This window comes from Myxococcota bacterium (assembly GCA_041389495.1).
Lineage (GTDB): Bacteria > Myxococcota_A > UBA9160 > UBA9160 > UBA4427 > JAWKRT01.
The window spans coordinates 920810-936780 of record JAWKRT010000001.1; the positions used below are offsets into that span (position 1 = coordinate 920810).

General features: G+C 74.3%; 12 protein-coding genes. 2 read left to right on the forward strand and 10 right to left on the reverse strand.

What is annotated here, in order from left to right; all coding sequences use genetic code 11:
- Positions 1–32 precede the first annotated feature (32 nt).
- Positions 33–1043, forward strand: coding sequence for an NADPH:quinone oxidoreductase family protein (locus R3E88_04105; protein ID MEZ4215638.1), 1011 nt, complete (start codon positions 33–35; stop codon positions 1041–1043).
- A gap of 139 nt (positions 1044–1182) precedes the next feature.
- On the opposite strand, the gene R3E88_04110 is transcribed toward R3E88_04105, so the two are convergent.
- From R3E88_04110 to R3E88_04120, 3 genes are all read right to left on the reverse strand, one after another.
- On the reverse strand, positions 1183–1530 hold the full coding sequence (locus R3E88_04110) for a P-II family nitrogen regulator (GenBank protein ID MEZ4215639.1): 348 nt from the start codon (positions 1528–1530) through the stop codon (positions 1183–1185).
- Between the two features lie 33 nt (positions 1531–1563).
- On the reverse strand, positions 1564–2829 hold the full coding sequence (locus tag R3E88_04115) for an ammonium transporter (GenBank protein MEZ4215640.1): 1266 nt from the start codon (positions 2827–2829) through the stop codon (positions 1564–1566).
- Positions 2830–3218: 389 nt separating this feature from the next.
- The gene (locus R3E88_04120) at positions 3219–4340 is read right to left on the reverse strand and encodes a methyltransferase domain-containing protein (GenBank protein MEZ4215641.1); all 1122 of its coding nucleotides are present in this window, start codon (positions 4338–4340) and stop codon (positions 3219–3221) included.
- Positions 4341–4502: 162 nt separating this feature from the next.
- On the opposite strand from R3E88_04120, the gene R3E88_04125 reads away from it, so the two are divergent.
- The gene (locus R3E88_04125; protein ID MEZ4215642.1) at positions 4503–6107 is read left to right on the forward strand and encodes a hypothetical protein; all 1605 of its coding nucleotides are present in this window, start codon (positions 4503–4505) and stop codon (positions 6105–6107) included.
- On the opposite strand, the gene R3E88_04130 is transcribed toward R3E88_04125, so the two are convergent.
- The 7 genes from R3E88_04130 to R3E88_04160 all read right to left on the reverse strand — a co-directional run bounded on the left by R3E88_04130 (position 6095) and on the right by R3E88_04160 (position 15964).
- On the reverse strand, positions 6095–7534 hold the full coding sequence (locus tag R3E88_04130; protein ID MEZ4215643.1) for a sulfatase: 1440 nt from the start codon (positions 7532–7534) through the stop codon (positions 6095–6097). The two genes, R3E88_04125 and R3E88_04130, sit on opposite strands and share 13 nt — an antisense overlap.
- The gene (locus tag R3E88_04135) at positions 7531–8844 is read right to left on the reverse strand and encodes a hypothetical protein (GenBank protein MEZ4215644.1); all 1314 of its coding nucleotides are present in this window, start codon (positions 8842–8844) and stop codon (positions 7531–7533) included. Before R3E88_04135 ends, R3E88_04130 begins: the two co-directional genes overlap by 4 nt.
- A 120-nt stretch (positions 8845–8964) precedes the next feature.
- Positions 8965–9810, reverse strand: a complete 846-nt coding sequence (locus R3E88_04140; protein ID MEZ4215645.1) for a hypothetical protein — start codon at positions 9808–9810, stop codon at positions 8965–8967.
- 198 nt (positions 9811–10008) lie between these two features.
- Positions 10009–11907, reverse strand: a complete 1899-nt coding sequence (locus tag R3E88_04145) for a sulfatase (protein ID MEZ4215646.1) — start codon at positions 11905–11907, stop codon at positions 10009–10011.
- Positions 11897–13243 (reverse strand): glycosyltransferase, encoded by a 1347-nt coding sequence (locus R3E88_04150; GenBank protein MEZ4215647.1) that lies wholly within the window; start codon positions 13241–13243, stop codon positions 11897–11899. Before R3E88_04150 ends, R3E88_04145 begins: the two co-directional genes overlap by 11 nt.
- Entirely contained in the window at positions 13240–14178 is a 939-nt protein-coding gene (locus R3E88_04155; protein ID MEZ4215648.1) for a glycosyltransferase, read from the reverse strand. Before R3E88_04155 ends, R3E88_04150 begins: the two co-directional genes overlap by 4 nt.
- Positions 14165–15964 carry a glycosyltransferase gene (locus R3E88_04160; protein MEZ4215649.1) on the reverse strand — a complete coding sequence of 600 codons (1800 nt, stop codon included), beginning with the start codon at positions 15962–15964 and terminating at the stop codon, positions 14165–14167. Before R3E88_04160 ends, R3E88_04155 begins: the two co-directional genes overlap by 14 nt.
- Positions 15965–15971: the final 7 nt, after the last annotated feature.

Consider the following 15971-nt stretch of genomic DNA (forward strand, 5'->3'; position numbering starts at 1 on the left):
GCGGCGAGTGCGACGCGCGCCACGGAGGCCGCGTGCGCGCCGTCGTCGTCGAGGAGCCCTGCGAGCCGCGCGCGCTGCGCGTGCGCGACGACGTCGACGAGCCCGCGGCCGCGCCCGGCGAGGTGGTGGTCGCCGTGCGCGCCGCCGCGCTCAACTTCTCCGACGTGCTGCTCGCGCGCGGCCGCTACCAGGAGCGTCCGCCGCTGCCCTTCGTGCTCGGGCGCGAGCTCGCGGGCGAGGTCGCGGCCGTCGGCGAGGGCGTCGCGGGCCTCGCGCCCGGCGACCGCGTCGCGGCGTCCGGCACGGTCGGTGCCTTCGCCGAGCGCGCGGCCGTCGCTGCCGCGCGCTGCATCCGCGTGCCCGACGCGCTCGACTTCGCGCGCGCCGCGGCGCTTCCCATCACCTATGGAACGAGCCACGCCGCGCTCGTCGACCGCGCCGCGCTGCGACGCGGCGAGACGGTGCTCGTGCACGCGGCCGCGGGCGGGACGGGCCTCGCCGCCGTGCAGATCGCGGCGGCGCGCGGCGCGCGCGTCTTCGCGACCGCGGGGGGCGCGGAGAAGTGCGCGCTCGCGCTCGCGCACGGCGCCGAACGCGCCGTCGACACGGCCGAGGGCGACTTCGTCGAGCGCGTGCGCGCGTGGACCGACGGGCGCGGCGTCGATGTCGTCTTCGACCCGGTCGGCGGCGACACGGCGCTCCGCTCGCTCGACTGCCTCGCGTGGAAGGGGAGGCTGCTCGTCGTCGGCTTCGCGAGCGGCGACATCCCGGCGCTGGCGCTCGACTGCGTGCAGCGGGCCGGCGTCGACGTCGTCGGCGTGAACTGGCCGGGCTTCGAGGCGCGCGCGCCCGAGCGCGCGCGCGCACTGCTCGACGACCTGTTCGCGCTCGCGGCGCGGGGCGCGCTGCGGCCCGCGGTCGCGCTCCACCGCGGCCTCGAGGCGATCCCCGAGGCGCTCGCCGCTCTCGCCGAGCGGCGCACGCAGGGGAAGCTCGTCGTCGAGGTCGCGCGCCACACGGCGGGCGAGGTGTCGGCGCGCTGATGCGCGCGCCTCGATCCGCGCGCCGACGCGCACCGGCTGCGCTCGCGCGGGCGCCCGCCTCCCCCGCGCCTCCCCGAAATGGAACGGGCCGGTGGAGCGTGTGCTCCACCGGCCCGCCCGGTGCGATCGCGACGTCCGCCTAGGCTGCCGTCAGGGCCGCCTCGTCGCGCTCGCCGGTGCGGATGCGGATCGCGTCCGCGACATCGAGGACGAAGATCTTGCCGTCGCCGATGCGTCCCGTGTGGCACGCCTCGCACAGCGCGTCCGTGACCTTCTCCACCATGTCGTCCGACACGACCACCTCGAGCTTGAGCTTCGGCAGGAAGTCGACCACGTACTCGGCTCCGCGGTAGAGCTCGCTGTGTCCCTTCTGCCTGCCGAACCCCTTCACCTCGCTCACCGTGAGCCCCTGGATGCCCACGTTGGCGAGAGCTTCCTTCGCGTCGTCGAGCTTGAAGGGCTTGATGATGGCTTCGATCTTCTTCATGGCTTGCGTACCTCCGTCGCCGGCCCGCGAGGGCTAGCGACCCTCCGCGGCGATCGCGGTGCGCGCGAAGCTGTGACCCGCGGCCGCCGACCCGGGCGCCGCGCCGGGGAGGCCGGCGCCGACGGGAGCGACGTCGTAGGCGTGCATGCCGTGCTCGCCGTGATCGAGACCGTCGAGCTCCTCCTCGGGGCTCACGCGCAGGCCCATCGTCGCCTTGATGCCCAGGAAGAGCGCCGAGGCGCAGACCAGCGTGAAGGCACCGTAGGCGCCGACGCCGATCAGCTGCGTCACGAACGAGTGGTCGGGGTTGGTCGAGAAGATGCCGACCGCGAGCGTGCCCCAGATGCCGCACACGAGGTGCACCGAGACCGCGCCGACCGGGTCGTCGATCTTGATCTTGTCGATCGCGATCACCGAGCCCACGACGATGCCGCCCGCGACGAGGCCGATCACGACCGCGGAGAGCGGCGTCATCACGTCCGCGCCCGCGGTGATGCCCACGAGCCCGGCGAGGATGCCGTTCAGCGCCATCGAGAGGTCGGGCTTCGAGCTCACGAAGGAGTAGGCGATCATCGCGCCGATCCCGCCCGCGGCCGCCGCGAGCGACGTCGTCACGAGCACGAGCGAGGTGAGCTCCGGGTCGGCCGACAGCACCGAGCCGCCGTTGAACCCGAACCAGCCGAGCCAGAGCAGCATCACGCCGATCACCGCCGAGGGCATGTTGCTGCCCGGGATCGGCGTCATGCGGCCGTCCTTCGCGTACTTGCCGAGGCGCGGCCCGAGCACGGCGGCGCCGACGAGCGCGCCCCAGCCACCGACCGAGTGCACGAGCGTCGAGCCGGCGAAGTCGTAGAAGCCCATCGCGTCGAGCCAGCCGCCGCCCCACTTCCACGAGCCCGCGATCGTGTAGACGAGCGCGACGAAGATCGTGGAGAAGACCATGAACGACGTCAGCTTGATGCGCTCGGCGACGGCGCCCGAGACGATCGTCGCGCAGGTCGCGGCGAACATCGCCTGGAACAGGAAGTCGGTCCAGTAGGTGTAGCCGCCGCTCGCGTAGTCGGGCGTCATGCCGTTCTCGGGCGGAGTGAGACCGAACCCGGCGAACCCGAGGTACCCGTTGAAGTCGCCCGGATACATCAGGTTGAAGCCGATCACGTAGTACGTGAGGATGCCGATGCAGACGATGAACACGTTCTTGAAGAGCACGTTGACCGTGTTCTTCGAGCGCGTGAGGCCGGACTCGAGCGTCGCGAAGCCGAGGTGCATGATGAACACCAGGCCGGCCGAGAGCATCATCCAGACGTTGTTGGCGACGAACGTTCCGGGCGAGACGGTGTCTTCTGCGAGCGCCACCGCCGGCAGGGCGAGGCCCGCCAGCAGCGCGGCTGCTCCAAGAGCGGTTCTTCGAAGCATCGGTGTGGGTTCTCCAGGGTCGGTGGGGTCGTCGCGCGCGTGACGCACCCTTCACGCTGCACGCGCTCGTCGAGCCAGGGGGCTCGTTCGGGCCTTCGCAGGAGCAACGCGCGTGCCAACGCGCTCGGCCGGGCCGGTCGGCGCCGGAGCGCTACGCGAGAAGCTCGACTGGGCGCGTTCGTGCCCGATCGACGCCGAAAGCGGGCCGACGGCTGCTCACCAGGCGGGCAGCGCTGACGCGCGAACGGGCAGTGCGGGCAGGGGGCGCGCGCTCAGCGCGCGGGCTTGCGGAAGGTCGAGATGCAGTCGAGGTCCTCGAGGAACCAGTCGAGCAGGCGCTGCTCGACGACCTCGAGGCCGGCCTCTTCGCAGTAGTCCGCGAAGAGCTCGCGCGTCATGTTGCTGCGCCACGAGGGGTTCTCGAGCCAGCGCTCGCTGCTCGACACCGTGCCGAAGTTCGAGTGGTGCACGAAGCCCGTGCCGCCCGGCGCCAGCACGCGCGCGAACTCGCGCACGTACTCGCGCACGACGCGCTTGTCGAAGTGCACCATCGCGTCCCAGCTGTAGACGAACGTGATGCTCGCGTCGGCGATGCCGGCGAGCGAGCGGCCGTCGTTCACGTGATAGTGGAGCCGGCAGCTCGGCGTCCCGTCGCCGAAGCGCTTGCGGCACGCCTTGATGCACGACTTGTTGACGTCGACGAGGTGGATCTCGCGCGCGTGCTCGAGGAGCTTCGCCGTGTTGCGCCCGTGGCCGGGCGCGAGCTCGAGCACGCTCCGGAAATCCGCGCGCTCGATCGCCGGCCAGATCAGGTCGCGCCACTGGCCGTCGATGCCCGGCTCGGCCGCGCCGTAGTAGCCGACCTCGTCGTGCGCCTCGCGGCACTCGTCGATCTGCCGCCGGATCACGTCCTCGTCGGGCACGAGGCGGGCCGGCTCGCCGGCCGCGCCCGCCGCGCCCTGTGCCCGCTGCGCCTCGGCCTGTGCGAGCCGCTTCGCCACGACGGCCGCGTGCCGCCGCGTCTCCTCGAGCGCGAGGCGCAGGCTCTCGACGTGCCGCTCGGATTCGGCGAGCGCGGCGCGCAGCTCGGTGCGGTCGGCCTCGAGCCCCGCGCGGTCGCCCTCGAGGTTCGCGGCGTGGCGCTCGAGCTGCGCGAGCCGGTCCTCGAGGTTCGCGGTGTGCCCCTCGAGCCCGTCGACGCGCTCGCGCGCCTCGCCGAGCAGCCCCTCGACGTTCGCGACGTGCGCGCGCAGCCCCTCGACGACCCACTCGCGGTGCGCGCGGATCTCGAGCAGCACGTCGATCTCGGCGAGCGCGGCGGCGAGGTCGCGCGGCTCGCTCTCGAGCGGCTCGATCCGGGCGCGCCAGGGCTTGTCGTCGCGGTCGTCGCTCATCGGGGCACTCGCGCAGGGGCAGCGGCGGGGAGCGCGGCAGTCTAGCGCGCGGTGCGGCGCCGTTCGGAGCGATGGCCTACACAGCCCCGTCGCGGCGGGGTGCCCGGTCGAGGGCCCGGGCGCGCGCCGCGCCCGCAGGAGCCGAGCCCCGGTCGCCGTCGCATGCGAACGCCTCCGATCTCCCCGCGCAACGCCCTCGCGAGCGCGCTCCTCGGCGCGCTGCTCGCGGCCGCCTTCGCGGCCGCGGCCGACGTTCCGTCGTTCGTCGGCGACGACGGCGGCATCACCCTCCGCTACGCCGAGCGCATCGCCGAGGGCCGCGGCTTCGGATACAACGACGGCGAGCGCGTCAACGGCTCGAGCAACCCGCTCTACACGCTCCTCCTCGCGGCCGCGCTGCGCGCGGGCGTCGCGCCCGCGAGCGCCGTCGTCGCGATCGGCGTCGCGTCGGTCGCGGTCGCGGCGGGCGCGCTCGTCTTCGCCTTCGCGCGGCGCGGCTCGCTCGCCGCCGCCGCGCTCGCGTGGCTCGCGCTGGTCGTGAGCCCGTTCCGCACCGGGCTCCTCTTCAGCGGCCTCGAGTCGCCGCTCACGCTCGCGCTCGCGTGCCTCGCCGTCGCCGCGTGCGGCACGTCGAGCGCGGCCTTCCGCGGGCTCGCCGTCGGCGCCCTCGTCGCGAACAAGCTCGACGGCGCGGCCGCGGCGCTCGCGCTCGCCGCGAGCGTGGCGGTCTGCGAGCGCCGGCTCGCGCTGCGCGAAGCCGCGTGGGCGCTCGCGGCCTACCTCCCGGTCGCGGCGCTCCAGCTCGCCGCGTTCGGCTCCGTGCTCCCGAACTCGGCCGCGACGAAGCTCGCCGAGCACGCGAACGCCGCCTTCGACCGCGGCTGGGTCGTCGACGGCCTGCTCGACCACGGCGCGTGGCAGGTCGTGCCCGCGGCGCTCGCCGTGCTCCTGCAGCTCCACCCGCGCGCGCGCTCGCGCGCCGGCGTCTTCGCCTCGGTCTGGCTCGTGCTCCACGTCGCCGTCTTCTCGCTCGTCGACCTCGGGGCGCCGTACCCGTGGTACCTGCTCGCGCCGACCGCGCTGCTCGCGCCGCTCGCCGCGATCGCACTGCTCGACGGCGTCGCGCTCGCCGCGGCGGCCGCGTCGCTCGGCGCGCGCGCCGCGGAGCTCGCGCGCGCGACGCTCGTGGTGCTCGCCGCCGTCGTCTGGGTGCGACCGCTCGCCGAGTACCAGCTCGCGCCGTCGACGCCGCGCACCCATCTCGCGCCCTACGCCGAGAGCGACCTCGCGCGCCAGGCCGCCGGCGCCTGGCTGCGCAAGCACACGAGCGCGACCGAGCTCCTCGCCTCGCCGTGGGGCCTCCCCGCCTACGAGTACGGCGGGCCCGTCTACGACGGCACCTTCCTCAACTCGCGCCCCGACGAGGCGCGCTTCCACGCCGCGATGTACTACCTCGGCGAGTTCCCGAGCGGCGCGCCCTCGCGCGAGGCCCTCGGCGCCGAGCTCGTCGCCTTCTTCCGCTGCGGCCCGCGGTCCGTCGGCTACGCCGTCTACGCGCGCCCCGCGAGCGAGGTCGCGCGCGCGCGCATCGCCTACCTCGACGCCCCGCGCGACGGACTCGCGCGCGACGCCGACCTCCGCGCCACCGACTTCAAGGCCGTCGACGCGCGCACGGCGGCCCGCATCGAAGGCGACGTCGCGGGCACGGACGGCTACCCCGCCTGCCGCGCCCCGCGCGACGGCGAGCCCGACGCTCACTCCCCGTAGCCGAGCTCGCGCAGCTGCCGCTTCTCGTCGGGGGTGAGGTCGACGGGCGGCGGCCGCGCGGTGCGGGCGCGCAGGCGTGCGCGAATCGCGTCGGATTCGGCCTGGCGCGCCGCGAGACGCGCGGCGAGGCGCGCGGCGACGTCGGGGTGGTCGTCGATCCGATTCGACGTCTCCGCTGGATCCGTCTCGAGGTCGAACAGCTTCGGCCCGAGGTCGAGACGCGCGCGGAGCTCGTCGCGGACGTCGGGCTCCGGCTTCAGGTGGTTGCGGAGCACCGGCTCGACGCTGGCCCGCGCGTCCTCGACGTACTTCCAGCGGCCGACGCGGACGAAGCCCGCGTCGCCGAGGTGCGGCGAGTCGCCGAACACGGCGTGGTCCGCGGGCAGCGACGCCTCCCCCTCGAGAACGGGCCGCAGCGACCGACCCTGTGCGGCGGGATCCGGCTCGAGGCCGGCGATCGCGCGCATCGTCGGCCCGAGATCGATCAGCGAGACGGGAACGTCGATCGCCCGCCCGCCCGCGACGCGCGCGGGCGGCTTCACGATCAGGGGAACGCGGAGCTCGGGCTCGTAGAGGAAGAGCCCGTGCCCGATCCAGACGCGGTGCTCGTAGAAGGCTTCTCCGTGGTCGGACGTGACGAAGACCCACGTGTCGTCCCACGCTCCCGCGGCGCGCAGCCCCTCGAAGAGCCGCTCGAGCTCGGCGTCGACGCGCGCGACGCCCGCGTCGTAGCGCGCGCGCACCCACGCCACGCCGGTCGCCTGCGGCAGCTCGCGCAGGTGCCGTTGATAGGCGAGCCGACGCAGGAAGGGGAGCGCGTCGTCGGGCGGGAGCGCGTCGCTCACGTAGCGGTCGGTCCACGGCGCCGGCGCCGTGTACGGACCGTGCACGTCGAACACGTGGAGGAAGAAGAACGAGGGGCGACCGCGCATGCGTCGCGCGAACTCGAGTGCGGCGTCGACGCCCTGCGCGACGTCCTTGCGGTCGGGGTGGAGGGAGAACTCGTCCATGCCGCGATCGAATCCGTACTTCGAGCCCACGTACGTCGTGTTGACGCGCGCGCCCGTCGCGTAGCCCGCGCCGGCGAGCGCCTCGGCGAGCATCGGGGCCGCGTCGGGAATCGCCGTTCGCCCGTTCACGCCGAGCGCGCGCGGCGCGAGGCCCGTGAACAGGCTCGCGTGCGACGGGATGGTCCACGGCGCCGGTGCGTAGGCGTTGCGGAACACGATCGACTCGCGCGCGAGCGCGTCGAGCACGGGCGTCGGCCGCGCGCTCCCGTACGTGCCGACGGAGTCGGCGCGGAGCGTGTCGATCGAGACGAGGAGGATGCTCTCCCGTGTGTTCGCGTCGGAGGCCGGCGCGCGATCGCACGCGACGAGCGTGCCGAGCACCGCCGCGAGCACCGCGCGGGCGTCCCGCCGGTTCACCGCCCACCCGGGTCGATGCGCAGCTGCTCGACGATCGAGCGCGCCAGCACGACGTTGCCCGCGCGGTTGTAGTGGCAGCACACGTCGACGTAGATCGGCTCCTGCCGGTCGACGAAGATGCGCGTCAGGTCGTGGAACTCGATCCCGCCCGCCTCGATGCGCGGAATCGCGTCGAAGAGCAGCGGGTATCCCCACGCGACGTTCTGCTGCAGTCCGCCCTCGCGGTACGCGTTCGCGCGCTCCTGGGCGTCGAGGGGCTTCGAGCCGGGGACGTACTGGTTGGGCTGGAGTACGTGGACGTAGTCCGCGCCCGCCGCCCGGCTCAGGGCCGCCATCATGCGCGACCCCCGGACCCACAGGTCCACGAGGACGTCGCCGCAGCGCGGATCGTCGGCTCCGCAGTCGATCGGAAGCTGCGCGACGCGCGCGCCGCCCGCTCCCTTCGCGGCGAGCGCCTCGACCCGCATCTCTTCGGCGACCGCGCGCTCGAGGAGCGCGCGCTGCCGCAGGCCCGCGATCCAGCGGACGAGTGCGCTGCGCGCCCACGCGCTCGTCGCGACGAAGTGGCGCACCGCATCTGCGCGACGCCGCGCGTCGATCGCGCGGCCGGCGTGCAGGAGCTCGTCCTGGGACGGCGCGACGCCGCCGAGTGCGACCGCTGCCGAGTAGTGGCTTCGCGACGGGAAGAAGGGGTGGTGCCCCGCTCGTGCGTCGCGCGCACCGAGGTGCACCTCGTTGAACCCGTCCACGTTGAGGACGAGGTCGAGGGGGATGCCGAGCTCGATCGCTTCGACGAGGGCAATGGCTTGCTGCGGCTGCTTGTAGCCGGCGCTCGCGAGGTTCGCGATCGCGACGCGTCCGGCGAGGGACGGAAAGCGCCCTTCGAGTGCCGCTGCGAGCTCGTCGCCCGCGATCGTCGCGAGCTGCGATGCGACCGAGCCGCCGAACACGCCGACGACGTAGTCGCGCTCGGAGAGGGCTCGGTAGTCCTCGATCCTCGATTCGAACCCGAGCGCGTTCACACGCGTGTGACGTCGAGCAAGCGCAGCAGGCGCGCTCGCGCCGTCCGCCTCGCCTCCGTCGCTCGGGCGCGGTCGCCGACTCCACCCGAGGTAGGGATGGATCTGGCGCCCGAGATCGTTGCGTCGCGCTTCCTCGTCGTCGGCGAGCCCCGCGCTCGCGCCGGCGTGCGGGGGGCGGCGGACGTCCGCACCGAGATCGAGCACTCGCACGGCGACCTCGCTCGCGACGAACGCGAGGCCGAGGGTCGATGCGAGCCAGATCGAGTTGCGGAGCAGCTGCGGCGCCATTCGCGTCAGTCGTGGATCGCCGTCGCGAGCGCTCGCGGTGCGGTCGTCCGAACGCACGACACCCCCGCCTCCGTCGAGCGGAAGCGGGGGTGTCGGCAGGAGAGCCGGGCTGCGACGGTCCTAGATCCCGTCGAAGTTGCCCGTGACCGGCGCCTCGCTGGCGGCGCCGACCGTGTACGGGAAGTTGCCGGCGTCGGGCGCGCCGCTCGTGTTCGCGTTGCGCAGGAAGAACTTCTTGAGCGCCGCGACGTAGAGCCCGACGGTGTCGTCGCCGTCGCCGTCCCAGTCGCCGATCAGCGGCGCCTGCACGGGCTGCCCGACGGAGTAGACGAAGTTGCCCGCGTCCGGCGAGCCCGTCGAGTTCGAGTTGCGCAGGAAGAACTTGTTGATCGCCGCGACGTGGAGCCCGACGGTGTCGTCGCCGTCGCCGTCCCAGTCGCCCGTCACCGGCACTTCGTTCGCCTGACCGACGGTGTACGTGAAGAGCGCATCCGGCGCGCCGCTCGCGTTCGTGTTGCGCAGGAAGAACCGGCCGAGGCTGGGGACGTAGACGCCGATCGTGTCGTCGCCGTCGCCGTCCCAGTCGCCGACGACCGGGATCTCACCCGCCTGGCCGACGCTGAACTTGAACGCCGGAACGTCGGGCGCGCCCGCGCTGTTGCTGTTCCGGAGGAAGAAGCGCTGGTTCGACGGGACGTAGACGCCGGGCGTGTCCGTTCCGTCGCCGTCCCAGTCGCCCATCAGCGTGATCTCTCCGGCCTGGCCGACGGTGTAGTTGAACGCCGTGATCTCGGGCGCGCCGCCGCTCAGCGTGTTGCGGAGGAAGAAGCGGCTGAGCGTCGTGTTCACGACGCCGACCGAGTCGCCGCTCGGCCCGCCGCCGGGCCCCGCGAGCGATGCATCGAACGAGAGGATGGAGCAGAGCGCGGCCACAGCCGAAGCCGTGCAGAACTGTCGAAGCTTCATCGAACGACTCCTGTTCAACGTCCGGACGCCGGCACTGGGCACGCGTCCGCGCGAAGGTCGGACATCACGAGCATCGCAACGCGCGCCAGAATACCCGGTTCCCGTCGCAGAATACACCCCGAACCCCGTGCCGCGGCGCGTCGAATCGATGTCGGTGGAGTCGTCGACGCGCGTCGGCGAAGCGGACGACGCGCGCGATCACTCTCCGTAGCCGAGCGCCCGGAGCTGCTCGATCGGCACCCCGCCGCTCGGCGGCTCCGCCTCGGCGCGGCCGTACTCGCCAGGAAGCGTCCCGGGGAGCGGCAGGGATTCGGCGCGGGACAGCGGGGCCGACCATGCGGCGGAGGGGCGCGCTCGGAGGGGATCGCCGGTCGCGAGGTCGTGGAGCTCGCCTGCGTCCGCGCGCAGGTCGTACGCCTGGGGCGCCGTCGACACGCGGTCCCGGAGCTCGGCCGGAACGCGCGACCGGGCATCGCCGGCGGGATAGCCCGCGGCGATCACCTTCCACCGCCGGTCGCGCACGTAGCGCGCACCCGTGTGCACGGCCTCGCCGCGGACCCTCTCCTTGGCGGGCTGCTCGCCGCGCACGCGCGCGAGCACGTCCGACCCCGACACGCCGGGCTCGGCGGGCAGACCGACCGCCGCCAGGACGGTCGGAAGCAGATCGACCTGCTCGACGAGCTCGTCGGAGCGTCCCGTGGCGACCGCGTGTGGGAGCTTCACGACGAGCGGCACGCGGATCACCTCGTCGTGGAGCGAGAACGTGTGGCCGACGAAGTCGCCGCGCTCGAACAGCGTTTCGCCGTGGTCGGAGGTCACGATGACGAGCGCGCCGTCCCAGACTCCGATCTCGCGCAGCCGGTCGAAGAGCGCGCCGAGCGTGCGATCCGTCGATCGGACCCCCTCGTCGTAGCCGCGGACCATCGCCTCGCGCGACGGGTACCGGTCGAGCGCCAGGTAGCGCAGCGCGGGAATCGCGCGCAGCGCGCGCCACGCGCCACTGGACCCGGCGGCGTCGTCGCCCGCATCCGCGCGACGAACGCCCGGATACGGGCCGTGGATGTCGTACGTGTGGACGAACAGGAACGTCGGCCGCCTCGGCGCGGCGCCGAGCGCGTCGAAGATCGTCGGGAGCATGCTCGGGAGTCCGACGCGGGTGTGCTCGACCCACGTCTCGAAGCCGCGCGCGATCCCGTGTCCGCGGTGCACGATTCCACCCGCGGTGAAGGCGAGCGTCCGGTAGCCGGCGTCGCGAAGGCGCGATGCGAGCGTCGGCGGCGCGTCGGACATCGGGAACAGCGGGGCGTCGTGGCCGGCGCGGTGCTCGCTCGGATAGAGGCCCGTGAACATCGACGCATGCGTCGCGAGCGTGTACGGCGCGACCGCGAAGGCCTCGTCGAACACGAGGCTCTCTCGCGCGAGGGCGTCGAGGGTCGGGCTCGGCGACGGGTCGGCGCCGTAGACGCCGAGGCGATCCGCGCGCAGCGTGTCGAGCGAGACGAGGACGACGTCGGGCGGTCCGTCGCGTCGGGGTCGAGCCGCGGGTGTGGAGCACACGACGTGCGGCGCGGCCCACGCGACCCAGTCCGAGTCCGCCGAGCCGTTGCGGCCGGTCGTCGTCTCGAGAACGAGCTCGACGCCGTCTCCTCCTGCGAAGCGCGCGTCGTCGGGGAGCGCGACGACGCGGTCGAGCCACGCCGGCGCTCCGAGTGCCGCCGGCGCGAGATCTTCTTCGAAGACCGTGCGCTCGTCGTCGCCGCGCCGGAGGGCGACGCGGAAGGTCGCCCCGTCGCTGCGCGCCCACGCCTCCTCCTTGAGTCCGAGCGCGAAGCGCAGCTCGCAGCCGGCGGGGGCGTGTCGCAGCCGCACCGCCAGGCGGCTCGGCGGGTGCTGGAACAGCGCGAGTCGCCGGTCCTCGCCCATCGTCCACACGACGTCGGAGGGGGCGTGGCCAGTGAGGACGGCGAGCTCCGCGCTGCTCGCGCCGATCGCCTGATAGTCGGCGGCGCGCTCTTCGGTGCGCGCACACGCCACCGCGAGACCGAGGCCCGCCACGAGCAGCGCGCGCACCTCCCGCGCGCACCACTCACGCCGCATACATCGCCTCGAGCTCGCGCGCGTGGTCGCGCACGTCCTTGACCGCGGGGACGCGGGCGCGGAGGCGGTCGAGCAGGGCGGGGTCGGCGGCGAGGCGCTCGATCGCGGCGCGCAGGGCGCGCGCGTCGGCCGGTGCGAAGACGAGGCCGGCGCCGGTGTCGCCGACGAACTCGCGCTGGCCGCCGTGGTCGGCGGCGACGACGGGGAGGCCGGCGAGGAAGGCCTCGTGGATCGTGAGCGGCGAGTTCTCGTACCAGAGCGAGGGGACGACGAGGACGTCGGCCGCGGCGAGCAGGCGCGGCACGTCGGCCGGCGCATAGCGCGCGCCGAGGCGGATGTGCGGCGCGCCCGCGGCGAGGCGGCGCAGCGCGCCCTCGTAGTCGTCGAAGCCGTCGAAGGGGACGGCGTGGCCGTGCACGTCGAGCGTGGCGCGCGCGGGGTCGATGCCGCGGAACGCCTCGAGCAGCAGGTGGACGCCCTTCGACGGGATCCACGTGCCGAGATAGGCGGCGCGCAGCGGGGCGCCGGCCGTGCGCGGCGCGCGCGCGAACCCCTTCCACGGTGCGAGGTCGAAGCCGTTGTCGGAGACGACGATGCGCGCCGGGTCGACGAGGCCCTCGCCGACGAAGACTCCGCGGAGGAAGTGCGACGGCGAGACGAAGAGGTCGACCTGCTCGCACATCGCGCGCACGGCGCGCTCGCGCGCCGCGATCTGCGCGACGGCGTCGTCTTCGCGCGCGAAGGGACGGGCGGCGATGCGGCGGTAGAGCGCGCGCGGCAGCCGCAGGTCGGCCAGCCAGCGCGCGCGCTCGAGGAGGGCGCGCGCGCGCGCGTGGCCGCCGCGCACGCGCAGCTGCATCGCCACGCAGCGCACGCAGTCCGCGCGCGCGTGCGAAGGGCAGGGCGCGAGGTCGTCGCGCAGGCGCTGGCCGCGCGGACACGCGAGCCAGAAGTCGTGCAGCGTGAACACGACGCGGATGCCGCGCCGCTTCGCCTCGTCGACGCACGTCGTCGACAGGCACGTGACGTGGTGGAAGTGCACGACGTCGGGCCGCTCGCGGTCGAGGAAGGCGCCGAACGCGCGCGCGGCCGGCGCGCTCTCGTACGTCTCGGCGAACGACGCGAGGTCGCGGAAGGTGCGGTTCAGGCGCGCGACGCGGAGCCCCTCGTGCACGCCGTCGTCGACGGCGTACTCGGGGCGCGCGGAGTCCGCCGTGCGGTGGAAGACGACGACGTCGTGGCGCTCCGCCTGCGCGCGCGCGAGCGCCTCGACGTAGTTCTCGGAGCCCGCGCGCGAGTCGGGCGGGAAGGCGTGCAGCGCGTGCGCGATCTTCACCGCGCGCGCCTCGCGTCGCGGATGCCGCGGTGCTGTGCGAGCGGGCTCGCGACGGCGAGCGCCGCGATGCGCGCGAGCTGGCGCGCGCGCTCGAGCCCGCCCGGCGCATGGCGCCAGACGTAGGGGAGGTCGTGGCGCCAGTTCGCGAGCACCGCGCGCGCGACGTCGCGGCGCCGCGGCAGCGTCGCCAGCCCGAACAGCTCGTGGAGCGTCCTGTGGCAGATGCGCGTGCGCGCGTACTCGTACAGGACGGAGCGGCGGTGCGAGTGCTCGACCGCCGCGTCGGGCGCGTACGCGATCGCGTGCCCGGCCTCGATCGCGGCCTTCCCCCACGCGATGTCCTCGCCGAAGGGCGTGGCCGGGAACGGCAGCCGCTCCCAGGCCGTGCGGCGCACCGCCGAGCACACGTTGTCGAAGACGCAGAGCGCGTGGCGCTCGCCGGGCGCGAGCGCCTCGAGCGAAGGCGCGTCGAGCTTCGCGCGCGCGGGCGCGGCGCGGCCCGTGAGCCAGCCCTCGAGCTGCCGACGCGTGACGACGTCGCAGTCGGCGCGCGGGATCTGTCGGCCGTACACGCCCGCCACCTCGGGGTCGGCGAACGGCGCGGCGATCGCGCGCAGGAAGTCCTCGCCCTGCGGAACCGCGTCCTGCGTGAGCAGCACGACGACCTCGCCGCGCGTCGCGGCGATGCCGCGGTTGCGGGTCGCGCCGTGGTCGAACTCGCGCGGGGCGATCTCGTCGACGTCGAAGCCCGCGCGGCGCAGCAGCGCGACGCTCCCGTCGCGCGAGCCCGAGTCGACGGCGCGCAGCTCGAGGTCGAAGTCGCCGCGCTGCTTCGAGAGCGCGTCGGCGACGAGCGGGAGCGTGTCGGCGCCGTCCTTCACGGGCACGACCACCGAGATGCAGCGGACGGGCCCGGCGCCCTCAGCGCGCGTCATGGGCACGGGCTCGCGCGCTGCGGAGCTCCTCGTAGAGGCCGACGAGCTCGCGCGCGTGCTCGCCCATCGGCTTCACGCGCGGCGCGCTCGCCGCGAGCCGGCGCGCGAGCCCGGGCTCGTCGTACAGACGCCGCAGCTGCGCGGCGAGCGCATCGGCGTCGCCGGCGTCGTAGAGCAGCCCGCCGCCGTGCTCGAGCAGCTCGGCGCTGCCGCCCATGCGCGACGCGACGACCGGCACGCCCGACAGGAACGCCTCGTGGATCGTGAGCGGCGAGTTCTCGCGCCAGATCGACGGCACGACCTGGCAGTCGATGCGCTGCTGGTGCTCGGCGACGCGCTCGGGCGGGATCCCGCCGACGAAGCGGATGCCCGGGTGCGCGGCGCGTCGCAGCAGCGCGTCCGTGTACGGCGGGTCGTAGTCGTGCGAGCCGCAGATCTCGAGCTCGGCGTCGCGGGGCATCGCGTCGAATGCGTCGATCAGCACGTGGACGCCCTTGTGCGGCACGAGCGACCCGATGAACGCATAGCGTCGCGCGCGCTCGGGAAGGTCGGTGCGCCTGCGGAAGCCCTCGGTCGCGAAGCCGTAGTCGCAGTGGACGATCTTCCCCGCGTCGAGCCCGAAGCGCGCGAGCTCGTCGCGCAGGTAGCGCGACGGGCTCACGAACGCGTCGACGAGCTCGCCGAGCTCGCGCATCGACGCCCAGCGCCGCTGGATGCGCAGGCGCTGCTGCGAGCGCGGCACGCGCGCCGCGAGCCGCGCCGCCGCGCGCATCGGGCGCAGCCACGGGCTCGCCGCCGCGCGCGCGTCGCCCTGCTCGGCGACGATGCGCGGAGCGATCCAGCCGGCCGTGCAGTAGTCGGCGCGACCGGCCGGCACGGCCTCCGTCTCGAGCTCGATCGCGCAGCGGCCCGCCGGAAGCGTGACGTCGATGCGCAGCGGACGGCGGTCCTCCGCGCGGCGCTTCGGGTCGAGCGTCTCCTCGGCGCGCACGTCGCCGTCGACGCGCACGCGGAAGCGCACCGCGCCGCCCGGCCGCTCGAAGGTGTCGGGGTGCATCGCGGCCGCCGCGAGGAAGCGCCCGCCGCGCCCGGTCTCGACGTCGAAGCGCAGGCGCGCCGGCGGGTGCGCGACGAAGGTCGGATGCGCGGCGCCGTCGAGCGCGTAGGCGTCGCGGTACACGAACGCCGCGTCGGGCGTCTCGACGTGCGGCGCGAGCGTCGTGAGGTCGAGGCCCTCCTCGCTCGCGCCCGCGCGCGCGTGCCGCCGGCGCAGCCAGCCGCGCGCGCCGAGCCCCGTGCCCGTCATGTGCGCCGTGCAGCCCGCGCAGCGCTGCGCGTCGAGCGTCGTGCACAGGCCGAGCCGCGGGTGGAAGCGCTGGCCGCCGTTCGCGCACTCGAGCCAGTGGTCGTGCAGCGTCATCACGACCGGGATGCCGCGGCGCTTCGCGTCGCGCACCACGTCGATCGACAGGTTGATCAGGTGCTGCACGTGCACGACGTCGGGCCGGAACTCGTCGAGCACCTCGGTCATGCGCCGGTCGACCGCGGGGTTGCGGTACGTCTCCTCGAACCCGCGCAGCCGGTGGTTGTTGACGATCTCGTACGTGAACACCTTGCCGCGCCGGCCGCGGCGCAGCGCGTAGTTCGGCGCGTCGGGCACCACCTCGCTGTACGCGATCGCGACCTCGTGCTCGGCCGCGAGGCGCTGCGTGAGGTTCTCGGTGTACACCTCGACGCCCGCGACGTGGCGCGGCAGGAAGTCGTGGACGATGTGGAGGACGCGCATGACGACG